The organism is Dietzia sp. Alg238-R159 (genome assembly GCF_900537145.1).
Taxonomy (GTDB): Bacteria; Actinomycetota; Actinomycetes; order Mycobacteriales; family Mycobacteriaceae; genus Dietzia; species Dietzia kunjamensis.
The window spans coordinates 57,287-76,971 of record NZ_UNRI01000003.1; the positions used below are offsets into that span (position 1 = coordinate 57,287).

The 19,685-nt window shown below is 70.2% G+C and carries 20 protein-coding genes; 10 read left to right on the top strand and 10 right to left on the bottom strand.

Going from position 1 to position 19,685, the window contains the following annotated elements; genetic code table 11:
- Positions 1-9 precede the first annotated feature (9 nt).
- Positions 10-1,647, bottom strand: a complete 1,638-nt coding sequence (locus tag G6R20_RS08720) for a DEAD/DEAH box helicase (protein WP_163376151.1) — start codon at positions 1,645-1,647, stop codon at positions 10-12.
- A 247-nt stretch (positions 1,648-1,894) separates the two neighbouring features.
- Here G6R20_RS08720 and G6R20_RS08725 point away from each other — a divergent pair, with 247 nt between their 5' ends.
- A complete protein-coding gene (locus G6R20_RS08725) occupies positions 1,895-3,451 on the top strand; it encodes an adenylate/guanylate cyclase domain-containing protein (protein WP_240341355.1) in 1,557 nt (518 codons plus the stop codon).
- A gap of 6 nt (positions 3,452-3,457) precedes the next feature.
- On the opposite strand, the gene G6R20_RS08730 is transcribed toward G6R20_RS08725, so the two are convergent.
- Positions 3,458-4,192 carry an LmeA family phospholipid-binding protein gene (locus G6R20_RS08730; RefSeq protein ID WP_163376152.1) on the bottom strand — a complete coding sequence of 245 codons (735 nt, stop codon included), beginning with the start codon at positions 4,190-4,192 and terminating at the stop codon, positions 3,458-3,460.
- 86 nt (positions 4,193-4,278) lie between these two features.
- Between G6R20_RS08730 and G6R20_RS08735 the strand changes: the two genes are divergently transcribed.
- The 3 genes from G6R20_RS08735 (at position 4,279) to G6R20_RS08745 (ending at position 6,387) form a co-directional block, all read left to right on the top strand.
- Complete coding sequence (locus G6R20_RS08735) at positions 4,279-4,839, top strand: type 1 glutamine amidotransferase domain-containing protein (RefSeq protein WP_163376153.1); 561 nt, start codon at positions 4,279-4,281, stop codon at positions 4,837-4,839.
- Positions 4,840-4,852: 13 nt separating this feature from the next.
- Positions 4,853-5,869, top strand: coding sequence for a glycosyltransferase (locus G6R20_RS08740; RefSeq protein WP_163376154.1), 1,017 nt, complete (start codon positions 4,853-4,855; stop codon positions 5,867-5,869).
- Between the two features lie 239 nt (positions 5,870-6,108).
- Entirely contained in the window at positions 6,109-6,387 is a 279-nt protein-coding gene (locus G6R20_RS08745; protein WP_163376155.1) for a WhiB family transcriptional regulator, read from the top strand.
- 31 nt (positions 6,388-6,418) lie between these two features.
- Here G6R20_RS08745 and G6R20_RS08750 read toward each other — a convergent pair whose 3' ends face one another.
- Together G6R20_RS08750 and G6R20_RS08755 are read right to left on the bottom strand one after the other, a co-directional pair.
- Complete coding sequence (locus tag G6R20_RS08750; RefSeq protein WP_205475789.1) at positions 6,419-6,910, bottom strand: hypothetical protein; 492 nt, start codon at positions 6,908-6,910, stop codon at positions 6,419-6,421.
- Between the two features lie 2 nt (positions 6,911-6,912).
- The gene (locus tag G6R20_RS08755; protein WP_067718873.1) at positions 6,913-8,151 is read right to left on the bottom strand and encodes a fatty acid desaturase; all 1,239 of its coding nucleotides are present in this window, start codon (positions 8,149-8,151) and stop codon (positions 6,913-6,915) included.
- A 114-nt stretch (positions 8,152-8,265) separates the two neighbouring features.
- Between G6R20_RS08755 and G6R20_RS08760 the strand changes: the two genes are divergently transcribed.
- The 4 genes from G6R20_RS08760 to G6R20_RS08775 all read left to right on the top strand — a co-directional run bounded on the left by G6R20_RS08760 (position 8,266) and on the right by G6R20_RS08775 (position 11,479).
- The gene (locus G6R20_RS08760) at positions 8,266-9,000 is read left to right on the top strand and encodes an amino acid ABC transporter ATP-binding protein (protein ID WP_069389523.1); all 735 of its coding nucleotides are present in this window, start codon (positions 8,266-8,268) and stop codon (positions 8,998-9,000) included.
- 57 nt (positions 9,001-9,057) lie between these two features.
- Positions 9,058-9,876 carry a glutamate ABC transporter substrate-binding protein gene (locus tag G6R20_RS08765; protein ID WP_163376156.1) on the top strand — a complete coding sequence of 273 codons (819 nt, stop codon included), beginning with the start codon at positions 9,058-9,060 and terminating at the stop codon, positions 9,874-9,876.
- Between the two features lie 113 nt (positions 9,877-9,989).
- Positions 9,990-10,652, top strand: a complete 663-nt coding sequence (locus G6R20_RS08770; RefSeq protein ID WP_067718880.1) for an amino acid ABC transporter permease — start codon at positions 9,990-9,992, stop codon at positions 10,650-10,652.
- The gene (locus G6R20_RS08775) at positions 10,649-11,479 is read left to right on the top strand and encodes an amino acid ABC transporter permease (protein WP_163376157.1); all 831 of its coding nucleotides are present in this window, start codon (positions 10,649-10,651) and stop codon (positions 11,477-11,479) included. Before G6R20_RS08770 ends, G6R20_RS08775 begins: the two co-directional genes overlap by 4 nt.
- A 155-nt stretch (positions 11,480-11,634) precedes the next feature.
- On the opposite strand, the gene G6R20_RS08780 is transcribed toward G6R20_RS08775, so the two are convergent.
- From G6R20_RS08780 to G6R20_RS08790, 3 genes are all read right to left on the bottom strand, one after another.
- Positions 11,635-12,411, bottom strand: coding sequence for an SDR family NAD(P)-dependent oxidoreductase (locus tag G6R20_RS08780; RefSeq protein WP_067718885.1), 777 nt, complete (start codon positions 12,409-12,411; stop codon positions 11,635-11,637).
- Between the two features lie 60 nt (positions 12,412-12,471).
- Entirely contained in the window at positions 12,472-12,900 is a 429-nt protein-coding gene (locus G6R20_RS08785; protein WP_163376158.1) for a VOC family protein, read from the bottom strand.
- Between the two features lie 83 nt (positions 12,901-12,983).
- Entirely contained in the window at positions 12,984-13,628 is a 645-nt protein-coding gene (locus G6R20_RS08790; protein WP_163376159.1) for a maleylpyruvate isomerase N-terminal domain-containing protein, read from the bottom strand.
- A 108-nt stretch (positions 13,629-13,736) separates the two neighbouring features.
- Here G6R20_RS08790 and htpG point away from each other — a divergent pair, with 108 nt between their 5' ends.
- Positions 13,737-15,830, top strand: coding sequence for a molecular chaperone HtpG (gene htpG, locus G6R20_RS08795; protein WP_163376160.1), 2,094 nt, complete (start codon positions 13,737-13,739; stop codon positions 15,828-15,830).
- Positions 15,831-15,855: 25 nt separating this feature from the next.
- Here the strand turns inward: htpG and G6R20_RS08800 are convergent, their stop codons facing one another.
- From G6R20_RS08800 to G6R20_RS08810, 3 genes are all read right to left on the bottom strand, one after another.
- Positions 15,856-16,422: a hypothetical protein gene (locus tag G6R20_RS08800; RefSeq protein ID WP_163376161.1), complete on the bottom strand. Its 567-nt coding sequence runs from the start codon at positions 16,420-16,422 to the stop codon at positions 15,856-15,858.
- Between the two features lie 265 nt (positions 16,423-16,687).
- Positions 16,688-17,260 (bottom strand): O-acetyl-ADP-ribose deacetylase, encoded by a 573-nt coding sequence (locus G6R20_RS08805; RefSeq protein ID WP_163376162.1) that lies wholly within the window; start codon positions 17,258-17,260, stop codon positions 16,688-16,690.
- The gene (locus G6R20_RS08810) at positions 17,257-18,078 is read right to left on the bottom strand and encodes a phosphatase PAP2 family protein (protein ID WP_067718896.1); all 822 of its coding nucleotides are present in this window, start codon (positions 18,076-18,078) and stop codon (positions 17,257-17,259) included. Before G6R20_RS08810 ends, G6R20_RS08805 begins: the two co-directional genes overlap by 4 nt.
- Positions 18,079-18,184: 106 nt before the next feature.
- Between G6R20_RS08810 and aspA the strand changes: the two genes are divergently transcribed.
- Entirely contained in the window at positions 18,185-19,648 is a 1,464-nt protein-coding gene (aspA, locus tag G6R20_RS08815) for an aspartate ammonia-lyase (RefSeq protein ID WP_163376163.1), read from the top strand.
- Positions 19,649-19,685 lie beyond the last annotated feature (37 nt).

Sequence of the window (19,685 nt, forward strand, 5' to 3'; positions counted from 1 at the left end):
CCCCTCAGGTCAGCCGGCGGTGCGGGTGGAGCGGCGACGCTGGTCGCTGCGGGGCCGCCCGGCCGCCTGGCCCACCGACTGGCGGGCGCCGGAGCCCTGGGTCGCGGAACCCTGGCCGGCCGAGCGCTGGCCGCCCGAGCCCCGGGTGCCGGAGCCCTGACGTGCGGAGCCCTGACGTGCGGAGCCCTGGCGGGGCGCACCGTGGGCGTCGGCGGTCTGGGGACGACGACGACGAGCGCCGCCGGTGCCGGAGCCCTGCTGGTCGCGGCCACCGCGCTCCGAACCACCGCGCTCCGAACCACCGCGGCCGGCGCCGTCACGGCTCTGCCCGCCGCTGCGGCTCTGCTCGCCGTCACGGCCCTGACCGCCACCGCGGCCCTGACGCTGCTGGTTCTGGTTCTGACGGCCCTGGCCGCGGCTGCGACGGGCCTGCCCGCGAACGGACTGGCCCTCGGCGCCGTCGTCGGACGGCACGTGCGCGGGCGGCTCCGGGGCGTCGGCCAACGCGACGGCGGCATCGGCGCCGATGGGCAGCTCGATCTCGCCGGCGGTGACCCCGGCCGCGCGCAGCAGCGACCGCACCTCGCGCACCTGGTCGGAGGTGGCGACGGTCACGACGGTGCCGATGGCGCCCGCGCGGGCGGTGCGGCCCGAACGGTGGACGTAGGCCTTGTGCTCGGCCGGCGGATCGGCGTGGACGACCAGCCCGACGTCGTCGACGTGGATGCCGCGGGCGGCGATGTCGGTGGCCACGAGCACGGTCGCGGCACCGGAGGAGAACGCGTCGAGGTTACGCACGCGGGCGTTCTGCGACAGGTTGCCGTGCAGGTCCACGCTCACGACGCCGCGGCCGGTGAGCTGCTTCGCGAGACGTTTGGCACCGTGCTTGGTGCGGGTGAACATCACGGTCCGCGGGTGCGCCACGGCCAGGTCGGCCAGCGCGCGGACGCGGTCGTCGGCGTCGACGCGCACCACGTGGTGGGCGGTCGGGCCGGAGGTGGCGGTGCCGTCGTCGACCGAGTGGTCCACGGGATCGGTGAGGAACTTGGTGACCAGCTTCTGGACGCCGGAGTCCAGGGTCGCGGAGAACAGCAGTCGCTGCGCACCGGACGGGGTCGCCGCGAGGATGCGGGTGACGCCGGGCAGGAAGCCCAGGTCGGCCATGTGGTCGGCCTCGTCCAGCACGCTGATCTCGATCGAGTCCATGCGGCAGTGCTTCTGTCCCATGAGATCCTCGAGTCGACCCGGGCAGGCCACGACGATGTCGACGCCACGATTGAGCGCCTCGACCTGACGGCCCTGGGAGACGCCGCCGAAGATGACGGTGGTCTTCAGGCCCATGGAGGTCGCCAGCGGCTCGAGGGTCTCGTTGATCTGCCGGGCGAGCTCACGGGTCGGCGCCAGGATCAGCCCACGCGGGGAGTTGCGGGCGCGGCGGCCGCCGGACGCGGCGAGGCGGGCGACCAGCGGGATGCAGAACGCGTAGGTCTTGCCGGAGCCGGTGCGGCCCCGGCCCAGCACGTCACGGCCGGTCAGTGCGTCCGGCAGCGTGGCCGACTGGATGGGGGTGGGGGTGGTGATCCCCGCGCTGCCGAGAACGTCGAGCAGGGGGGAAGGAACGCCGAGATCGGCGAAAGAACGTGACAAGGGAGAAGGCTCCGTACATAGAGAATGGCGTCTTGCCCGGCGCGCTCGCGGGGAGTCGCATCCACTTCGGTGAGCGATGCGCCCGGTGCGCGACCACGGGGAGGTCGACAACCGCACGGCCCGAGGCAAGAGTGGTGCGGGCCGTCCGAGGACCACCCTACGCGTAGCGGGCCCCACACCCCAGCCCCGCGGCCCGGGTGTGACGAGGGCATCACTATCGCCTCCCCGTGGTGGCACGATACGAGGCGTGCGAATAGACCTGTCCCTGCTGCGTCGACCGGAACTGGGGTCGGTGCTTCTCGGCCGGGAGGAGGAGTCCGCCCGCCTTCGCGCGCTGCGCGTCCGGATCCTGCTGGTCCTGACCCTGCTCGCCTCCAACCTGGTGGGCGTCGCGGTGGCCGTGGTGCTGGTCTTCTTCGTGCTGCCGGGCCCGGCGGTGCTGTCGCGGGAGTTCCTCGTCCCCTCGGTGATCGTGGTGCCCGTCTACGTGACGATGGCGGTCATCGTGGGCACGATCTGGGTCACCGGTGCGGTCTACCGCCGCGTCCGGTGGTTCCTCGACGGCCGCGAGCCCACCGACCGTGACCGCGCCCGGACCCTGCGTCTGCCCGCCCGCATCACCCTCATCCAGGCCTTCCTGTGGCTGCTCGGCGTCGCTGTCGTCACCCCCGCGTACGGCCTGGTCGACCCCACGTCGATCCCGGTGGTCGGGTTCACCATCTCCTTCGCCGGCATGGTCGTGTGCGGCGCCGCGTTCCTGCTCGCCGACTTCGGCCTGCGGCCCGTGGCGGCGGTCGCACTGTCCACGGGCCGCGCCCCGCGGGCCCGGTTCCTCGGCGCCATGACGCGGCTCCGGGTGGCGTGGGCCCTGGGTAGCGGGGTGCCCGTCACGGGCCTGATCATCGTCGCGATCTACACACTCGCGGGCCGTGCCCTGTCGCTGGAACGCCTCGCCGTCGTCGTCATCGTCCTGGGTGCCACGTCCCTCCTGGCCGGGTTCCTCCTCATCTCCCTCGCGACGGGGTCGATGATCGCCCCGCTGCGCAGCGTCCGGTGGGCGATGCAGGACATCAGCGACGGCACGCTCTCGCGGCGCGTGGTGGTCTACGACGCCACGGAGCTCGGTGAGCTGCAGCGCGGGTTCAACGAGATGGCCTCGGGGCTGCAGGAGCGCGAACGGCTGCGCGACCTGTTCGGTCGACACGTCGGGCGCGAGGTTGCCGAGGCCGCGGAGCTCGACGATCCCGAGCTGGGCGGGCGCGACTCGCGCGTGGGCGTGGTGTTCGTCGACCTCATCGGCTCCACCGAGATGGCCGTGCGGTCCGAGGCCGGCGAGGTGGTGGACGTGCTCAACCGGTTCTTCTCCGTGGTGGTGGAGACCGTGGAGGAATACGACGGCATCGTCGACAGCTTCCTCGGCGATGCCGCGCTCGTCGTGTTCGGTGCGCCCCGGTCGATGGCGGACCCGGCGACCGCGACCCTGGCCTGCGCGCGGGTGCTGGCCGAGCGCCTGCCCGCGCGGGTGCCGGACTGCCGCGCGGGCATCGGGGCGTCCTACGGGGACGTCGTGGCCGGGTACGTGGGCTCGGATGACCGCTTCGAGTACACCGTCATCGGCGACGCCGTGAACGAGGCCTCGCGGCTGTGCGAGCTGGCGAAGGAGCAGCCCGGCCTGGTGCTGGCCTCCGGCGTGGCGGCCGACGCCGCCGCGGAGTCCGAGCGTGGCCGCTGGCAGGAGGTCGGATCCGAGGTCGTGCGCGGTCGCACCGAGCCCACGAGACTGTGCGCGCCGGCGCCCGACTGACCACCCCTAGCGCAGCACCACGTCACGCCCGCCGAGCATCACCTCGAGGCCGTCGTCGACCACGCGCGCGTCCTCGATCACCACTCCCTCGGGCAGTGAGGCCATGGTCGTGTCGACGGTGCCGGTGATGCCGGAGAACAGCCCGTCCGGCAGCGGGAACCCCAGCAGCGAGGTCTGCTGCGGCGTGAGCGTGAGCTGCCCGTCGTTCACCCCGGGCTGCACCCCGATCTCCGCGATGCCGCCGATGTCGGCGCGCAGCAGGCCGGCCGGTGCGTCGGGGCGCACCGAGCGCACCTCCGTCATGCCCGCGATCGGCGAGCCCTCCGCTGGGTTGCCCTCCGCGGCGGCCGCCGCGAGCTGGTTGGCGCTGAGTGTGGCGGTGCCGTCCGCGGACTCGGCGCGGATACCGCCGTCGACCTGCGAGACCGAGTAGCCGGTCACGTCGATCCGCGGCACGGTGGCGTCACCGGGGGAGGTCAGGCGGACCGTGCCCACGGCCTGCTGCGTGGCCAGGTCCCACAACACGGGGCTGGTCCCGAACTCCACGGACACCGGCGCCCCGAGCTCCGCCGACGCCTCGCGCTCGGCCCGGTCCGACAGGTACCAGCGCGCGCCGAACTCCGCGGCCACCACCAGACCCGCCAGAAGCAGGAGCAGCAGGACCAGCGAGCACCCGCACCCGCACCCACCGCGCCTATTGTCGCGACGCCCTCTGCGGTCCATCCGATCTCGTCTGCCCATGGGGGTATCGTGCCGGACCGGAGCACCCGGGTCTACCGTCGCCGGACCGGTTGCGGCGCGGCGGGCAGGACCTCACGATCGGGATCATGACCGAGACACAGGATGCACTCACTGACACCCGTACCGTCGCCTTCCTCGTGGCCTCCGAGGGGATCGAGCGCGTCGAGCTCACCGAACCGTGGGACGCCGTCTCCGACGCCGGCTTCCGGCCGGTCCTCGTCAGCACGGAGGACGGCGAGGTCGGGCTGGTCGATCACCTCAGCCCGGCCGGCACCCGGCCCGTGGACCGCACGAGTGCGGACATCTCCGCGGCCGACGTGGACGTGCTCGTCCTGCCCGGCGGCGTCGCGAACCCGGACGCCCTGCGCGGGGACCAGCACGCGGTGACCCTCGTGCGCGAGATGGTCGAGGCCGGCAAGCCCGTGTTCGCCATCTGCCATGCGCCGTGGGTCCTCATCGAGGCGGACGTGGTGCGCGGCCGGAAGGTCACCTCCTTCCCGAGCCTGCGGACCGACCTGGTCAACGCCGGCGCGGAGTGGGTCGACTCCGAACTCGTCAGCGACGACGGGGTCTTCACGAGCCGCCGGCCCGACGACCTCCCGGCCTTCTGCGAGGCCATCGTCGGCGCCGCCCGGGGGTCGGCCTAGGGACGACCGGGCGATGATCGGCGTGTACGTCCACAACCGTGGACGGGGGCACCTGCACCGGGTGCTGCCGGTCGTCGCCGCGCTCCGCGACCGGGGCGACGAGGTCACGATGCTCGTCACCGGCCCCTTCGACGACACCCAGCGTCCCCCCGGGACCCGCGTGGTCCACCTGCCGACAGAGCCGGACGCACGGACCGGGCCCGCCGCCGCGCACGCGGCCGGACCGCCGGCGCGGGACGAGATCACCCTCGCCGCCCGTCGTGCCGCCGTGGCGTGGATGGACCGTGAACGCCCCCGCGCGCTGTGGGTCGACGGCTCCCCGGCGATGTCGCTGGCCGCCCGCATGACCGGTACACCCATGGTGAGCACCCTTCCCCCGGGCGTGCGCGACGACGAACCGCATCTGCTGCGGTGCCGGGCGGCCGAGAGGCTCATCGCCGCCTGGCCGCCGGGCGTGCACCGGGAGGCCGTGGCGCGGGCGGAGAAACGGGTGAGCGAGATCGGCGGCGTCTCCCGGTTCGAGCGACGCGGACGCGAGCCGCGGGCTCGTCGTCGTCCCCGTGTCGTCCACCTCAACGCCTCCGGTACCGGCGGTGACCACCGCTTCTGGCGCGCCGTACGGACCACCGCGGCGGAGCTGGGCGTGACGGACTGGCTGGAGTTGGGCGGGCCCGACGGCGAGTGGCACAAGGATCCCTGGCCGGCGCTGAGCTCCGCGGACGTCGTGGTCACCGGCGCGGGACAGGCGTCCGTCGCCGACGCGGCCTGCGCCGATGTGCCGCTGGTCGTCGTCCCCGGTAAGCACGAGTACGGCGAACACGACGCCACCGCCGAGGCATTGGCCTCGATCCCCGGCGCGTCGGTCCTGCGCTACGGCGACGGTCCGACGGCGGTCGCGCGCGAGGTGCGCGCGCAGGTGGACCGCGCCCTCGACGGCGAGGCCGCCGGGATCAGATCGTGGTGGGGGGTGGACGGGGCGGCACACCGCGCCGCGGAGGTCATCCGTGCGACGGCGACGACGACGAAGTAGGCCCCTTTTCGGGTGATCCACGCCACCCGGACCACGCCTAGGGGTTTTCTCACGATGTCATCACGAAGGCTGATAACTGCTGCACACATGCCGTCCCCGGGGGCGATACTCGATCTCACGACCCCGAAAGTGCGGCCCGAGGTCCCCGGAGCCCTGACAGTATTGCGTCATCGACTGCGAACGACGAACTTTCAGGGCTCGAGGCAGGGCACTTCGCGAGGCGCAGGGACGGAGGATGAATGCCGAGATACAGGAACCTCGAACCCACCTCGGACTTCTGGTCCTGGCGTGACAACGCCGCGTGCATCGGGCACGAAGACCTGTTCTACAGCCTGGAGGAGGAGTCGAAGGGGGAGCGGCGCAAGAAGGAGGAACAGGCCAAGTCGGTCTGCGCCACGTGCCCGGTCTTCGATACCTGTCGGCAGTTCGCCCTCAGTTCCGGTGAACTCTACGGAGTGTGGGGAGGGCTGACCGAGGCCGAGAGACACAGGATCTCCGGCCGCCACCGAACGGGCTGATCTCGCGGCGGGCGGGGCCTCGGCTGGCGGTTCAGGTGGCGGGCCGGCGGTCCGGGTCCTCGTTGTGATCCTGCGGGGTCGCCTCGTGCCCCGCGCGGCCGCCGGTCCGGTTGGCCTCCTTCATCTCCGCCTCGTGGACATGCCGTCGTCCTCCGGTGAGCTCGTCGCGCACCGCACTGTCCAGGGCGCGGGCCGTGCTCCAGAACCCGTCGTCGAACTCCTCGACGATCTGGAACGTCCAGCGGCCGTGGAGGACGTTGACCCCCACCATCTCGTCGCGGATGCGTGCGGCGAGCTCGGACCGTCCGGCCTGCGCCAGCTGGTCGGCGGCCTCCTGGAATAGGATGTCCGCCCGGCCGATCAGCTGGTGCAGGTCGTACAGGTGCCCGCGGGCGCGCTCGATGTACTCCATCGCCTCGCCGACGGTCCCGGCCGCCTCGATCTCGGCGTCGGTCGCGCAGTCGGGTCGGCGATGGGTCCCGTCGACGCTCGGGGTCCGGTCGCCGGGTCCCGGGCCTGCCACGCTCAGACCGTCCGGGTCAGACGGCGGAGCTGGTCGGGGTCGGTGTGGTGCTTGAGCGCGGTGACCAGGCCGGAGCGCGGACCCACGGCGTCGTCGTAGGTCGTCGGCTCGCCGGCGAACATCTTCTCCGAGCGGGTCTCCGGCGCGTCGTCCGGCGTGGCCTTGAGGAACCGGTTCGGGAGCGAGAGCTTGGCGATGGTGCGCCAGGACTGCCAGTACTGCTTGTACAGCGGCCCGGTGGTGTACGGCAGGTCCCACCGCCGGCAGACGTCCTGGACCTTCTCCGAGAGCTCCGCGTACCGGTTCGACGGGAGCGTCGGGAAGAGGTGGTGCTCGATCTGGAACGACAGGTTGCCGGACATGAAGTGCGTGAGCTTGCTGCCGGTGAAGTTCGCGGAGCCGAGCATCTGGCGCAGGTACCACTGCGCCTGCGTCTCGGACTCGAGATCGTCGAGCGTGAACTTGTCGGCGCCGTCCGGGAAGTGGCCACAGAAGATCACGGCGTTGGACCACAGGTTGCGGATGATGTTCGCGGTCATGTTGGCGCTCATGGTGGACTTCCAGTTGGGCCCCGACAGCAGCGGGAACCACACGTAGTCCTTGCCCACCTGGCGCCGGGCCTTGCGGAGGAACTGGCCGATCCGCTTCTTGCGCTCGGCCCGCCCGGAGGAGTTGATCGTCGCCGGCGCGATCTCCAGGTGCTGGACGCCGACGCCCCACTGGAAGGCGAGGGCGAGGATCGTGTTCCACACCAGGTTGAGCGAGTTCGCCGGGTGCCACGGTTGGTCGCGGGTCACCCGCACCACGCCGTACCCGACGTCGTCGTCCATGCCGACGATATTGGTGTACTTGTGGTGGTGGTAGTTGTGGGTGGCCTTCCAGTGCTCGGACGTGCCGACGATGTCCCACTCCCAGGAGCTGGAGTGGATGACCGGGTCGTTCATCCAGTCCCACTGCCCGTGCATCACGTTGTGCCCGAGCTCCATGTTCTCGATGATCTTCCCGGCCGCCAGTAGTCCGGTGCCCACCAGCCACGCGGGTCGGTACCCGGAGAAGAGGAGGACGACCCGGCCGCCGGTCACCAGTCCGCGCTGCAGGCGGATGGTGTTCTGCACGTAGCGGCGGTCGTCGTCCCCGAGGGAGTCGACGACCTCCTGGCGGATCGCGTCCAGCTCCTCACCGATGGCATCGACGTCCTCGGCGGAGAGATGGGCGTATTCCCTTACATCAGATATCGCCATGTAAGAACGGTACGTAGCGGTCAGCGTCATGTCGACCGTTCCGGGAAACCCGAACTGCGGACAACTACTGCCGAGTTGACCGGCAAGCGTTCATCGGACGCTTATGATCCCACCATGGCTCTCGTCGAGATCTCAGGCGTCAATAAGCACTTCGGTGACTTCCACGCGCTCAAGGACATCAACCTGTCCATCGAGCAGGGGGAGGTCGTCGTGGTGATCGGCCCGTCGGGGTCCGGGAAGTCGACGTTGTGCCGCACGATCAACCGGCTCGAGACCTTCGAGAGCGGCTCCATCACCATCGACGGCAAGCCGCTGCCCGAGGAGGGCAAGGCGCTGGCGAGACTGCGGGCCGACGTCGGGATGGTGTTCCAGTCGTTCAACCTGTTCGCGCACAAGACGATCCTCGAGAACGTGACGCTGGGTCCCATCAAGGTCCGCAAACAGTCCAAGTCGGAGGCCGAGAAGCGCGCGATGGAACTGCTCGAACGGGTCGGTGTCCACGAGCAGTCGTCCAAGTACCCGGCGCAGCTGTCCGGCGGTCAGCAACAACGCGTGGCGATCGCCCGGTCGCTGGCGATGGACCCCAAGGTCATGCTCTTCGACGAGCCGACGTCCGCCCTGGACCCGGAGATGATCAACGAGGTCCTCGACGTGATGACGGGGCTGGCCAAGACCGGTATGACCATGGTCGTGGTGACCCACGAGATGGGCTTCGCCCGCAAGGCGGCCGACCGCGTGATCTTCATGGCGGACGGAGAGTTGGTCGAACAGGCCACCCCGGAGGAGTTCTTCACCAATCCGCAGAGCTCCCGGGCCAAGGACTTCCTGTCCAAGATCCTCACCAACTAGTCGGGCCCGTCCGCGGACCCGAACGAGACCCATCCACCCATCCCACGAGGAGAACCCATGAACATCCGACGGATCGGAGCGGCCACGGCGGCCGTCGCCCTGGCACTCGGCGTGAGCGCGTGCGGTAGCGACGATGGCGGCGGCGAGGACCAGCTCAAGGTCGGCATCAAGTTCGACCAGCCGGGACTCGGGCTGAAGGAGGGCAACGACTACACCGGCCTCGACGTCGACGTGGCGCGCTACATCGCCGACAAGCTCGGGACCCCCGAGGACGAGATCGAGTGGGTGCAGGCCCCCAGCGCCCAGCGCGAGACGCTGCTGGAGACCGGTCAGGTCGACATGATCGTGGCCACCTACTCCATCACCGACTCCCGCAAGGAGAAGGTCGGCTTCGCCGGCCCGTACTTCATCGCCGGTCAGGACCTGCTGGTCCGCTCCGACGACGACTCGATCACCGGTCCCGATTCCCTCGACGGCAAGCGTCTGTGCTCGGTCACCGGGTCGACCTCGGCCCAGACGGTCAAGGAGCAGGTGCCGGGCGTGAACCTGCAGGAGTTCGGCACGTACTCGGAGTGTGTCTCGGCACTGGTGTCCGGCGCGGTCGACGCCCTGACCACGGATGACACGATTCTCGCGGGGTACGCCGCCCAGGACCAGTACCAGGGCCAGCTCGAGGTGGTCGGGGAGCCGTTCTCCGAGGAGCGGTACGGCGTCGGTATCGCCAAGGGTGACACGGAGATGTGCGAGCAGATCAACGAGGCCATCCGCGAGATGATCTCCGACGGCACCTGGGACACCGCCGTCGAGGAGAACCTCGGCGCCGCCGGCTTCACCCCGGGCGAGGGCAATCCGCCCGAGCCGGAGGCCTGCGCCTGATCTGATCCGACCCGGCCGGATCGGCACCCGATCCGGCAGACCACCGCCTCCCTCCCCGCGCCGACCCACCGGCGCGGGGAGGAGGGCGGGCACCTCACCACGGAAGGTGGACCATGGGCGACATCTTCGCCGACTACGACGTCCTCGGGGCGGTCTGGGTGACGATCCAGCTCTCGGTCCTGGGCACCATCGGGGCCATGGTCCTGGGGACGATCATCGCCGTCCTGCGCGTGTCCCCGGTGGCTGTCCTGCGCGGCCTCGGTACCTCGTACGTCAACACGTTCCGGAACCTCCCGCTGACGTTGCTGATGGTCTTCAGCATCCTGGGGTTGTCCTTCATCCTCCAGCTGTCGGTCTCGGACGACTTCGCCCGCAACGCCTTCTGGTGGGCCGCGATCATGTTGGCCGTCTACCACGCCGCGTATGTCTGCGAGGCCCTGCGCTCCGGCGTGAACACCGTCCCGGTGGGGCAGGCGGAGGCCGCCCGCTCGATCGGTCTGGCCTTCGGCCAGTCCATGCGAGAGGTCATCCTCCCGCAGGCGTTCCGCGGGTCCATCGCCCCGCTGGGGTCGGTGGTCATCGCGCTGATCAAGAACTCCACCGTCGCGGCGGTCATCGGTGTCGGGGACTCCGCCGGCCTGCTCCAGGTCATCACGGAGAACGAGGGCGCGAGCCTGCTGACGTTCTTCTTCTTCGCCATGGTCTTCGTGGTCCTCACCCTCCCGATCGGACTGTGGACCACCTCCCTCTCCCGGAAGCTGTCGGTGAAGCGATGAGCACACAGGCGGTACTTTTCGACGTACCCGGCCCCAAGGCCCGGCTGCGGCACAGGATCCTCACCGCTGTCGGCGTGGTCCTCGTGGTCGCCATCGCCTACGTCATCTATCTCCAGTTCGAGAAGGCCGGCCAGCTCAAGGCCTTCATGTGGGAGCCGTTCGTCACCGACCCCGAGGTGTGGACGTCCTACCTCATCCCGGGCCTCAAGGGGACGTTCACGGCGGCGGCGATCTCCATCGTGCTCGCCGTGGTCTTCGGGCTGCTCTTCGGCATGGGGCGGCTCTCGCCGTTCGCACCGTTGCGCTGGTTCTGCAGCGTGATCGTCGAGTTCTTCCGCTCGGTGCCCGTGCTGCTGATGATGGTCTTCGCCTACTTCGGGTACTTCGCCACCTCCAACATCGTGCCCAACCAGCACGCGCCGCTCGCCGCCGTCGTCACCGCGCTCACCCTCTACAACGGCGCGGTCATCGCCGAGCTCGTCCGCTCGGGTGTCCACGGGCTGCCCGCGGGGCAGTCCGAGGCGGGACTGGCCGTGGGCCTCACCCCGGGGCAGGTGCTGCGCTCAATCCAGCTCCCCCAGGCACTCACGGCGATGCTCCCGGCCCTCGTCGGCCAACTCGTCGTCGTCCTCAAGGACTCCGCACTGGGCTACGGCATCACCTACCTGGAGCTGCTCAACTGGTCCAAGACCCTGGGTTCGGCGTACGCGAACACCGTCCCCGCCTACATCGTGGCGGGCATCCTGTTCATCCTCGTCAACTACACGCTCACCAAGTTCGCCGTGTACCTCGAGGGCCGGATGAAGAAGCGCCGCGCGAAGGCCTGATCCGCACCCGCACCGTCGAGGCCCCACACCGACGAGGCCCCACACCGACGAGGCCCCACACCGACGAAAAGGACGTTCCGCGCACATCGCCCGAGAGGGGAGTGCGCGGAACGTCCTTTTCGATGCCCGGGGGTGTGGTCGATTCTGGGGGCGTGCTACTTCGGTGGCATCCGGATGCCACCGTCGACGCGGATGGTCTCCGCGTTCATGTACGGGTTGGTGAGCAGCTCCATGACCATGGACGCCAGCTCATCGCCCGAGCCGAGACGCTTCGGGAACAGGACATTCGAGCCGAGGTTGGCCTTGAACGCCTCCGAGTCCGGGCCCTCGCCGTAGATCGGGGTGTCGATGAGGCCGGGTGCCACGGTGTTGAGGCGGATGCCGGCGGCCGATAGGTCGCGCGCGACGGGCAGGGTCAGGCCGACGATGCCACCCTTCGAGGCGGAGTAGGCGGCCTGGCCGATCTGGCCGTCGAACGCGGCGACGGAGGCCATGTTGACGATGGCGCCCTTCTGGCCGTCCTCGTCGGCCTCCTGCGTGCTCATCTTGGTGGCGGCCAGCCGCAGCATGTCGAACGAGCCGATGAGGTTGATGTCGATGACCTTGCGGAACGAGTCGATGTCGAAGGCCGACGAGTACTCGCCGTCGCGGCCGATGGTGCGCTGCGCCCAGCCGATGCCGGCCGAGTTGACGAGGTAGCGCAGCGGACCGAGCTCGAGAGCGGCGGCGACGGCCTTCTCGTTCTGGTCGGTCTTGGTGACGTCGACGGAGACGAACACGCCCCCGACCTCGTTCGCCAGGGCCTCACCCTTCTCGGCATTGAGATCGGCGACGACGACCTTGGCGCCCTTGGCGGCGAGCTGACGGACGACGGCGGCGCCGATTCCCGACGCACCGCCCGTGACGATGGCACTTGCTCCAGAGATTTCCATGCCAGAACGGTAACAAGCACGGGCGCTGGATAAGGGTGGCTTGGCCGGGTCAGTGCGTAATCAGTCGCCGGTACCCGGCACGACGACGTCCCAGCGGATGCCGAACCGATCGTGGACTTGCCCGTACCGGTCACCCCACGGGGCGACCTCGAACGGCATCGCCATCTCGCCCCCGCTGCCGGTGACCTTGTCCAGGAACGCACGGGCCTCGTCCTCGGTGTCGAATCCCAGCAGGAACGAGTAGACGTCGCTGCGCGGCTGCGGGAGGCTCTCGCCCATGGCGTCACCGCCGGTCAGGCTGATCCCGGGGGCCTCGAGGGTCGCGTGGGCGACCGAACCGTGCGGTGGGTCGAACGGGAAGTCCTCGGTGGAGGGGAACTGGTCGTAGGTCATCACCTCGAGCTTCCCGCCGAAGAGTTCCTGGTAGTAGGGGAACGCCTCCGCCGCATTGGCGGGGAAGGAGATGTAGGGGACGCAGGTCATGGCCATGTCGGAGCCTCTCGTCGTGGGCGACCGCGTGCCGGTGCTACCCGGTATACGCAACGCTAGACCCGTCTGCGGCGCCGGACACGTTAAATCTGGTCGCTGTCGCTGTCGCTGTCGCTGTCGCTGTCGCCGTCGCCGTCGCCGACCGGTCCGGCCGGGGAGGGGCGCCGTCCGGACAGTGCGAGCAGTCGGGCGCGCGAATCCGCGCCGAGCGTCACGGGGCTCGCCTCGGCGAGCACGTCGAACGACCGCATCAACTCCACCACGCTCCGCGCGTGGTCGAGGGTCCAGGCGGCGAGGTCCTCCGCCTCCGTCGAGTCCCACGTCCGCGGGTCGAGATCGTGGGCGTGGACCAGGAGTTCGAAGACGCGCAGGGCGAGGAGGTCGCGGACCGGGATCTCGGCGAGCCGGTGCTGGACGATCGCGTCCGCGTCCCGGGCCCGCGCGAGTTCCCTGCGCAGACCCGCGGACGTGCGGTGCAGTGCGGGGATCGGCTTCTCACCGGCGTGGTCGGCGGTGCGGGTCCACTCGATCTCCGACTCCGGCAGCCGTGGGAAGTAGGCGGCGTAGCGCAGTCCACCGCCCAAGACGTGGTTGGCGCAGTCGCGGCGGGTCCATCCCGGGCAGGCCTCGCAGTCACCGTCGAGTCCGCCGGCGAGCGCGCGGCCGAACAGGGTGGTGGCCCGGTCGAGGACCGCGAGGTCCTCCGGGCTCAGCGGGGTCGGGGTCACGGGCACCTCACCTCCAGGAATGTCTGGGCTTCACACTAGGTTGACTGGGACGGTGTGAACAGATCGCGCCAGCCCTTCAGCCGTGACGAGAAAGGACCGATACCCGCCATGAGCCCGCAGACCTCCGGTGCAGCAGAGACCCGGGAGTTCCAGGCCGAGACCCGGCAGCTGTTGGATCTGATGATCCACTCGATCTATTCGAATCCGGACACCTTCCTGCGCGAGGTCATCTCCAACTCCTCGGACGCGCTGGACAAGCTCCGGTTGGCCGCGCTGCAGGATTCCTCGCTCGGCGCGGACACCTCGGATCTGCACATCGAGCTGATCCCGGATGCCGCCGCCCGGACGCTGACGATCCGCGACAACGGCATCGGCATGTCCCGCGACGAGGTGGTGGACCTCATCGGCACGCTCGCCAGGTCGGGCACCGGGCAGATGCGGGAGGCACTCTCCGCGGCGCGCGCGGCGCAGGAGTCCGGTGAGGTCTCGGAGCAGGCCACCGCGGACCTCATCGGCCAGTTCGGCATCGGTTTCTACTCGACGTTCATGGTCGCGGACACGGTCACGCTGGTCACCCGCAAGGCAGGCGAGAGTGCGGGGACGCGCTGGACGTCGAGCGGCGAGGACACGTACACGATCGAGGACGCCCCGGACGCTCCCCAGGGCACCTCGGTGATCCTGCAGCTCAAGCCGGCCGGTGGGGACGCGGCGCTCCCGGACTACACCGAGGAGCACACGCTGCGCCGGGTGGTGCGCACCTACTCGGACTTCATCGCCTGGCCGATCCGCATGGACGTCGAGCGCCCGGCGCCGGAGCCGGAGTCGACGGATGAGGCCGGCGCGGACGGGGCCGGCGCAGACGATGCCGCAGACGATGCCGCCGCCGAGGACGCCGCGCCCGAGGCTCCCGGCACGGTCACCGAGACGGAGACGCTCAACTCCCAGAAGGCCCTGTGGACGCGGCCCCGCTCGGAGGTCACCGACGAGGAGTACGCCGAGTTCTACCGTCACGTCTCGCACGCGTGGGACGAGCCGCTGGAGACGATCACCCTCAAGGCGGAGGGCACGTTCGAGTACCAGGCGCTGCTGTTCCTTCCCACGCAGGTGCCGTTCGACCTGTTCTCCCCGGACACCAAACGTGGGGTGCAGCTCTACGTCCGTCGTGTCTTCATCATGGACGACTGTGAGGAGCTGGTCCCGCCGTTCCTGCGCTTCGTCAAGGGCATCGTCGACGCCCAGGACCTGTCGCTCAACGTCTCCCGCGAGATCCTCCAGCAGGACCGCCAGATCCGGGCGATCCGCAAGCGCCTGGTCAAGCGGGTGCTGCAGACGATCGAACAGATCAAGACCGACCGGCCGGAGGAGTTCCGCAGCTTCTGGGCCAACTTCGGTGCCGTCCTCAAGGAGGGCCTGATCGCGGACGTCGACGCCCGCGAGCAGTTGCTGGCCGTGAGCACGTTCGCCTCCACGCGTCCCGCCCAGGCGGGCGCCGGGGACGCCGCGTCCGGATCGGACGAGACCCCGCGCGACGACGAGCGTGACGACGACGAGGTGGGCACCACCATCGCCGAGTACGTCTCCCGGATGGCCGACGGGCAGGAGGAGATCTACTACCTCACCGGGACGTCCCGCGCGGCGGTGGAGAACTCCCCGCACCTGGAGGCGTTCCGTGCCCGTGGTGTCGAGGTCCTCATCCTCACCGACCCGGTCGACGAGGTGTGGGTCGACGCGGTCGGCGAGGTCGACGGCAAGCGCCTGCGGTCGGTGGCCAAGGGTGACGTGGACCTGTCCGGCATCGGCTCGGAGAGCGAGGATCGCGAGGACGAGCCCGACGCGGCCGAGTTCGCCGACCTGCTCGCCTGGCTGGGCGAGGAGCTGTCGGACGAGGTCAAGCAGGTCCGCCTGTCGCACCGGCTCACCGAGTCGGCCGCGTGCATGGTGGGCGACGAGTTCGACATGACTCCGCAGCTCGAGGCCATGTATCGCGCTTCGGGCATGGAGTTGCCCACGAGCAAGCGGATCCTCGAGCTCAACCCCACGCACCCTCTGGTCGAGCGGCTGCGCGAGCAGTACGCATCGGATCCGTCGGCGCCGGGCCTGGCCGATACCGCCCGGCTGCTGTCGGGTGCGGCCGTCCTCGCGGAGGGCGGCACGTTGTCCGATCCGGCCGCGTTCGCCAAGTTGCTGGTCGACCGCATCTGACTCGACTCCGCCCCCGGGGCGGCGGCTACCCGACCACCGGTGTCCGGCCGCCGCCCAGGGAGCCGCAGGTCACGCCGATCATCGCCCCGAGCGCGGTCTCGGTCGGGGTGTGGTGGCTGATCCGCACGCGCGCCCACGCCACCGTCGGTACGAGGGCCAGCAGTCGCCAGTAGCGGGGTGAGAGTTCGCGGGCGAGGACCGTGGCGACCCCGGCGAGCACGGCGGTGTGGAACGAGACCTTGATCCGGAGCGTCGCGGCCCCGGCCACGCCCAGCGCCACCAGTGCGGCCCGCGTCATCCGCTGCAACTCGTCCGGGGCGTCGCCCCACCGTTGGGCCGCGAGCAGGGTCGCCACCGACCCGGCGATGCCGACGATCACCAGGGGGCGGTCCTCCCGCCGGGTGACGTGGTGGTCGGACAGCGCCTTGCGTCGGACCCGCCAGGTGATCGCGGCCTGCGGAACGATGCCCAGGCCGGCGGCGGTCGCGAGCCCCCACCCGGTCGACCCCACCGCCCGGCCGAGGTGCACCGACCCGACGGTGAGCACCACCCACGGGGCGCAGACCTCCGTCAGAACCGTCGCCGGGAGCACGCCACGCGTCCGCCCATCCGGCGCGACCGAACCCCGGGCCGACGCACCGCTCTCGACCACCACGCTCTCCGCCACCCCCCGAAAATCCGCTATCCCGAATACGGATCCGCTGGTCGGATTGGACTAGCGGATCCGGAGGGAGAGTAGCGGATCTGGCCGGGGCGGATCGGAGTGCGGTGCGGGGTGGGGTGGTGCGTGCGGTGCGGTGCGGGGTGGCGCGGGGCGGGGCGGACCGGAGTGCGAGGCGGGCCGGGCGCGGGGCGGGTCAGCGGGGCCGGATCTCGGCGAGGCACTGCTCGGCCAAGCTCAGGGTGGCTGCGTCGAACAGCAGCAGCGTGGCGGACTCCACCTCGGTGTCGATGCCGGCGAGAGTCCCGAGCGCGGTGCGGATCGCGTCCTCGCGCGGCCAGCCGTAGGCCCCGGCGGAGATGAGCGGGAAGGCCACCGTGCGGGCGCCGAGCTCATCGGCCACGGCGAGGGAATTGCGATAGCAGCCGGCCAGCAACGCTCCGCCGCCGGTGCCGCCCGTGCCGCCCGTTGCTTCCGCGCCGCCGGTGCGTTCGTAGACCGGGCCCACGGTGTGGATGACCCAGCGGGCGGGGAGATCTCCGGCACCGGTCGCGACGGCCTGTCCCGTCGGCAGCCCGTCTCGCAGGCGGCCCGCCCTCAGCTCCCGGCACTCGGCCAGGATCGTCGGCCCGCCCGCGCGGTGGATCGCCCCGTCCACACCGCCGCCCCCGAGTAGGGAACTGTTGGCCGCGTTGACCACCGCGTCGACGGTCATCCGGGTGATGTCGCCGTGGCCCAGCTCGATCCGGGCGCGCCTCGTCGTCGTCATCCCGACACCCCGGGCGCCACGGCCTCGCGGGCCGACCTCCGGCGGGTGATCATCGGCGTCGGCGAGTCGTCGAGGCGGTCCATCAACCACATGATGGTCGCCACCTCGCCCACCCACGCCAGGCTCACGCACCAGCCGGCCAGGATGTCGCTCGGGAAGTGCACACCCAGGTACATGCGGGTGACGCCGATGGCCGGGACGTACCCCGCGGACCCGACGATCACCGGGTAACGCCACGCCGTGGGCCAGGCCAGGACGCAGGCGCACCCGGCCAACGCCGCGCTCGCCATGGCGTGACCGCTGGGGAACGAGTAGCTCTTCTCCTCCACGATGTGGGTGAAGAACGTGGGCCGACCCCGCCGGTACAGGGCCTTGAGCACCGAATTGATGATCGTCGACCCCACCAGGGACACCGTCAACAGTGCGGCGGGCCGGCGACTGCCCCGGACGGAGACCAGATACGCCGAGGTGGCCAGGGCGAACAACGGCACCGCAGTGACTCCGCCGAGTTCGGTGACGGCCCGGACGATGCGCGTGTTGCGCGGCGAATGGCGACTCTGCAGCCACAGCATGACGGGCCGGTCGAAGGGCAGGCCCGCATCGCCGCGGATGCGCTCGGCCAGCTCGACGAATCCGATCACCGGGGTCGCGAACCCCACGAACGCCACCCCGAAGATCGTCCACGTCCCGCGCGGCAGCGGCATCTCGCGCCGGTCGACGATGCTCCCCAGCACCCCGTCCGACGGGTACAGCTGCCGCAGGATGTCCCGAGCAGAGTTGAACGCTCGGGAGCGACGGGAGGTCGTCGTGCGCGACATGCCACCACACTAGGCAGAGCGGCGGCCTTCCCGCCGGTGGATCGCCGCGAGGTCGGGTGCGGCGCGGTTAGGGTGGGCCGCAGGCGACCCGAGAGGCGGAGGACGAATGAGCCAGACCCGTGTGGAACATGACCTGCTCGGTACCAAGGAGGTCCCGGCGGAGGCCTATTACGGCATCCACACGGTCCGGGCCGTCGAGAACTTCCCGATCACCGCCACCACCATCAGCGACATCCCCGACTTCGTGCGCGGCATGGTCATGGTGAAGAAGGCCGCCGCGCTCGCGAACCTCGAGATGGGTGTCCTCGACGAGACGGTGGCGAAGGCGATCGTCGGGGCCTGCGACGAGATCCTGGTCGACGGGCGCTGCATGGACCAGTTCCCCTCCTGCCAGTTCCAGGGCGGCGCCGGCACCTCGGTGAACATGAACACCAACGAGGTCGTGGCCAACCTCGCCCTCGAGCGCCTCGGCCACCCCAGGGGCTCCTACGACATCGTCAGCCCCAACGACGACGTCAACCGTTCACAGTCCACCAACGACGCCTACCCGACCGGATTCCGCATCGCCCTGTGGCACGCGCTGGAACGGCTCGAACCGGCGATCGTCGCCCTGCGGGAGGCCTGCTACGACAAGTCCGAGGAATTCCGCGAGGTCCTCAAGATGGGGCGCACGCAGCTGCAGGACGCGGTCCCCATGTCGATGGGCCAAGAGTTCGGCGGCTTCGCCGTGACGCTCGACGAGGAACTCCACGTCCTCGGCGCCGCGGCCCGGATGCTGCTCGACGTCAACCTCGGTGCGACCGCGATCGGCACCGGAGTCAACACCCCGCCCGACTATCGTCGCGCCGTCATCAAACATCTGCGGGCCGTCACCGGACTGCCGGTCACCGGCGCGATGAACCTCATCGAGGCCACCAGCGACACCGGCGACTACGTCAACGTCCACGCCGCCCTCAAGCGGACCGCGGTGAAGGTCTCCAAGATCTGCAACGACCTGCGGCTGCTGTCCTCGGGGCCGCGCGCCGGCTTCAACGAGATCAACCTGCCGGAGCTGCAGGCCGGGTCGTCGATCATGCCCGCCAAGGTCAACCCGGTGATCCCCGAGGTCGTCAACCAGGTGTGCTTCAAGGTGATCGGCAACGACGTCACCGTGACCATGGCCGCCGAGGCAGGTCAGCTCCAGCTCAACGTCATGGAGCCGGTGATCGCCCAGGCGATGTTCGAGTCGATCTCCCTGCTGACCAACGCCATCGAGACGCTGACCGAGAAGTGCGTGGAGGGGATCACCGCCAACGTCGAGGTGGCCCGCCAGAACGTGATGAACTCGATCGGGATCGTCACCTACCTCAACCCGATCATCGGCCACCACAACGGTGACCGGGTCGGCCGTGAGTGCGCCCGGTCGGGCCGCGGGGTCCGGGAGGTGGTGCTGGAGATGGGGCTGCTGTCGGCGGCGGAGCTCGATGACATCTTGTCGCCGTCCAACCTCCTGCGGCCGAAGTACAAGGGAAAAGGTGGTACACGGGACGTGGCACAACCCGGGCAGGATATGACCGGCCCCACGGCCTGAGCCGCCGGGTCGGAGTCGGACCAGGGCGGTCCGACTC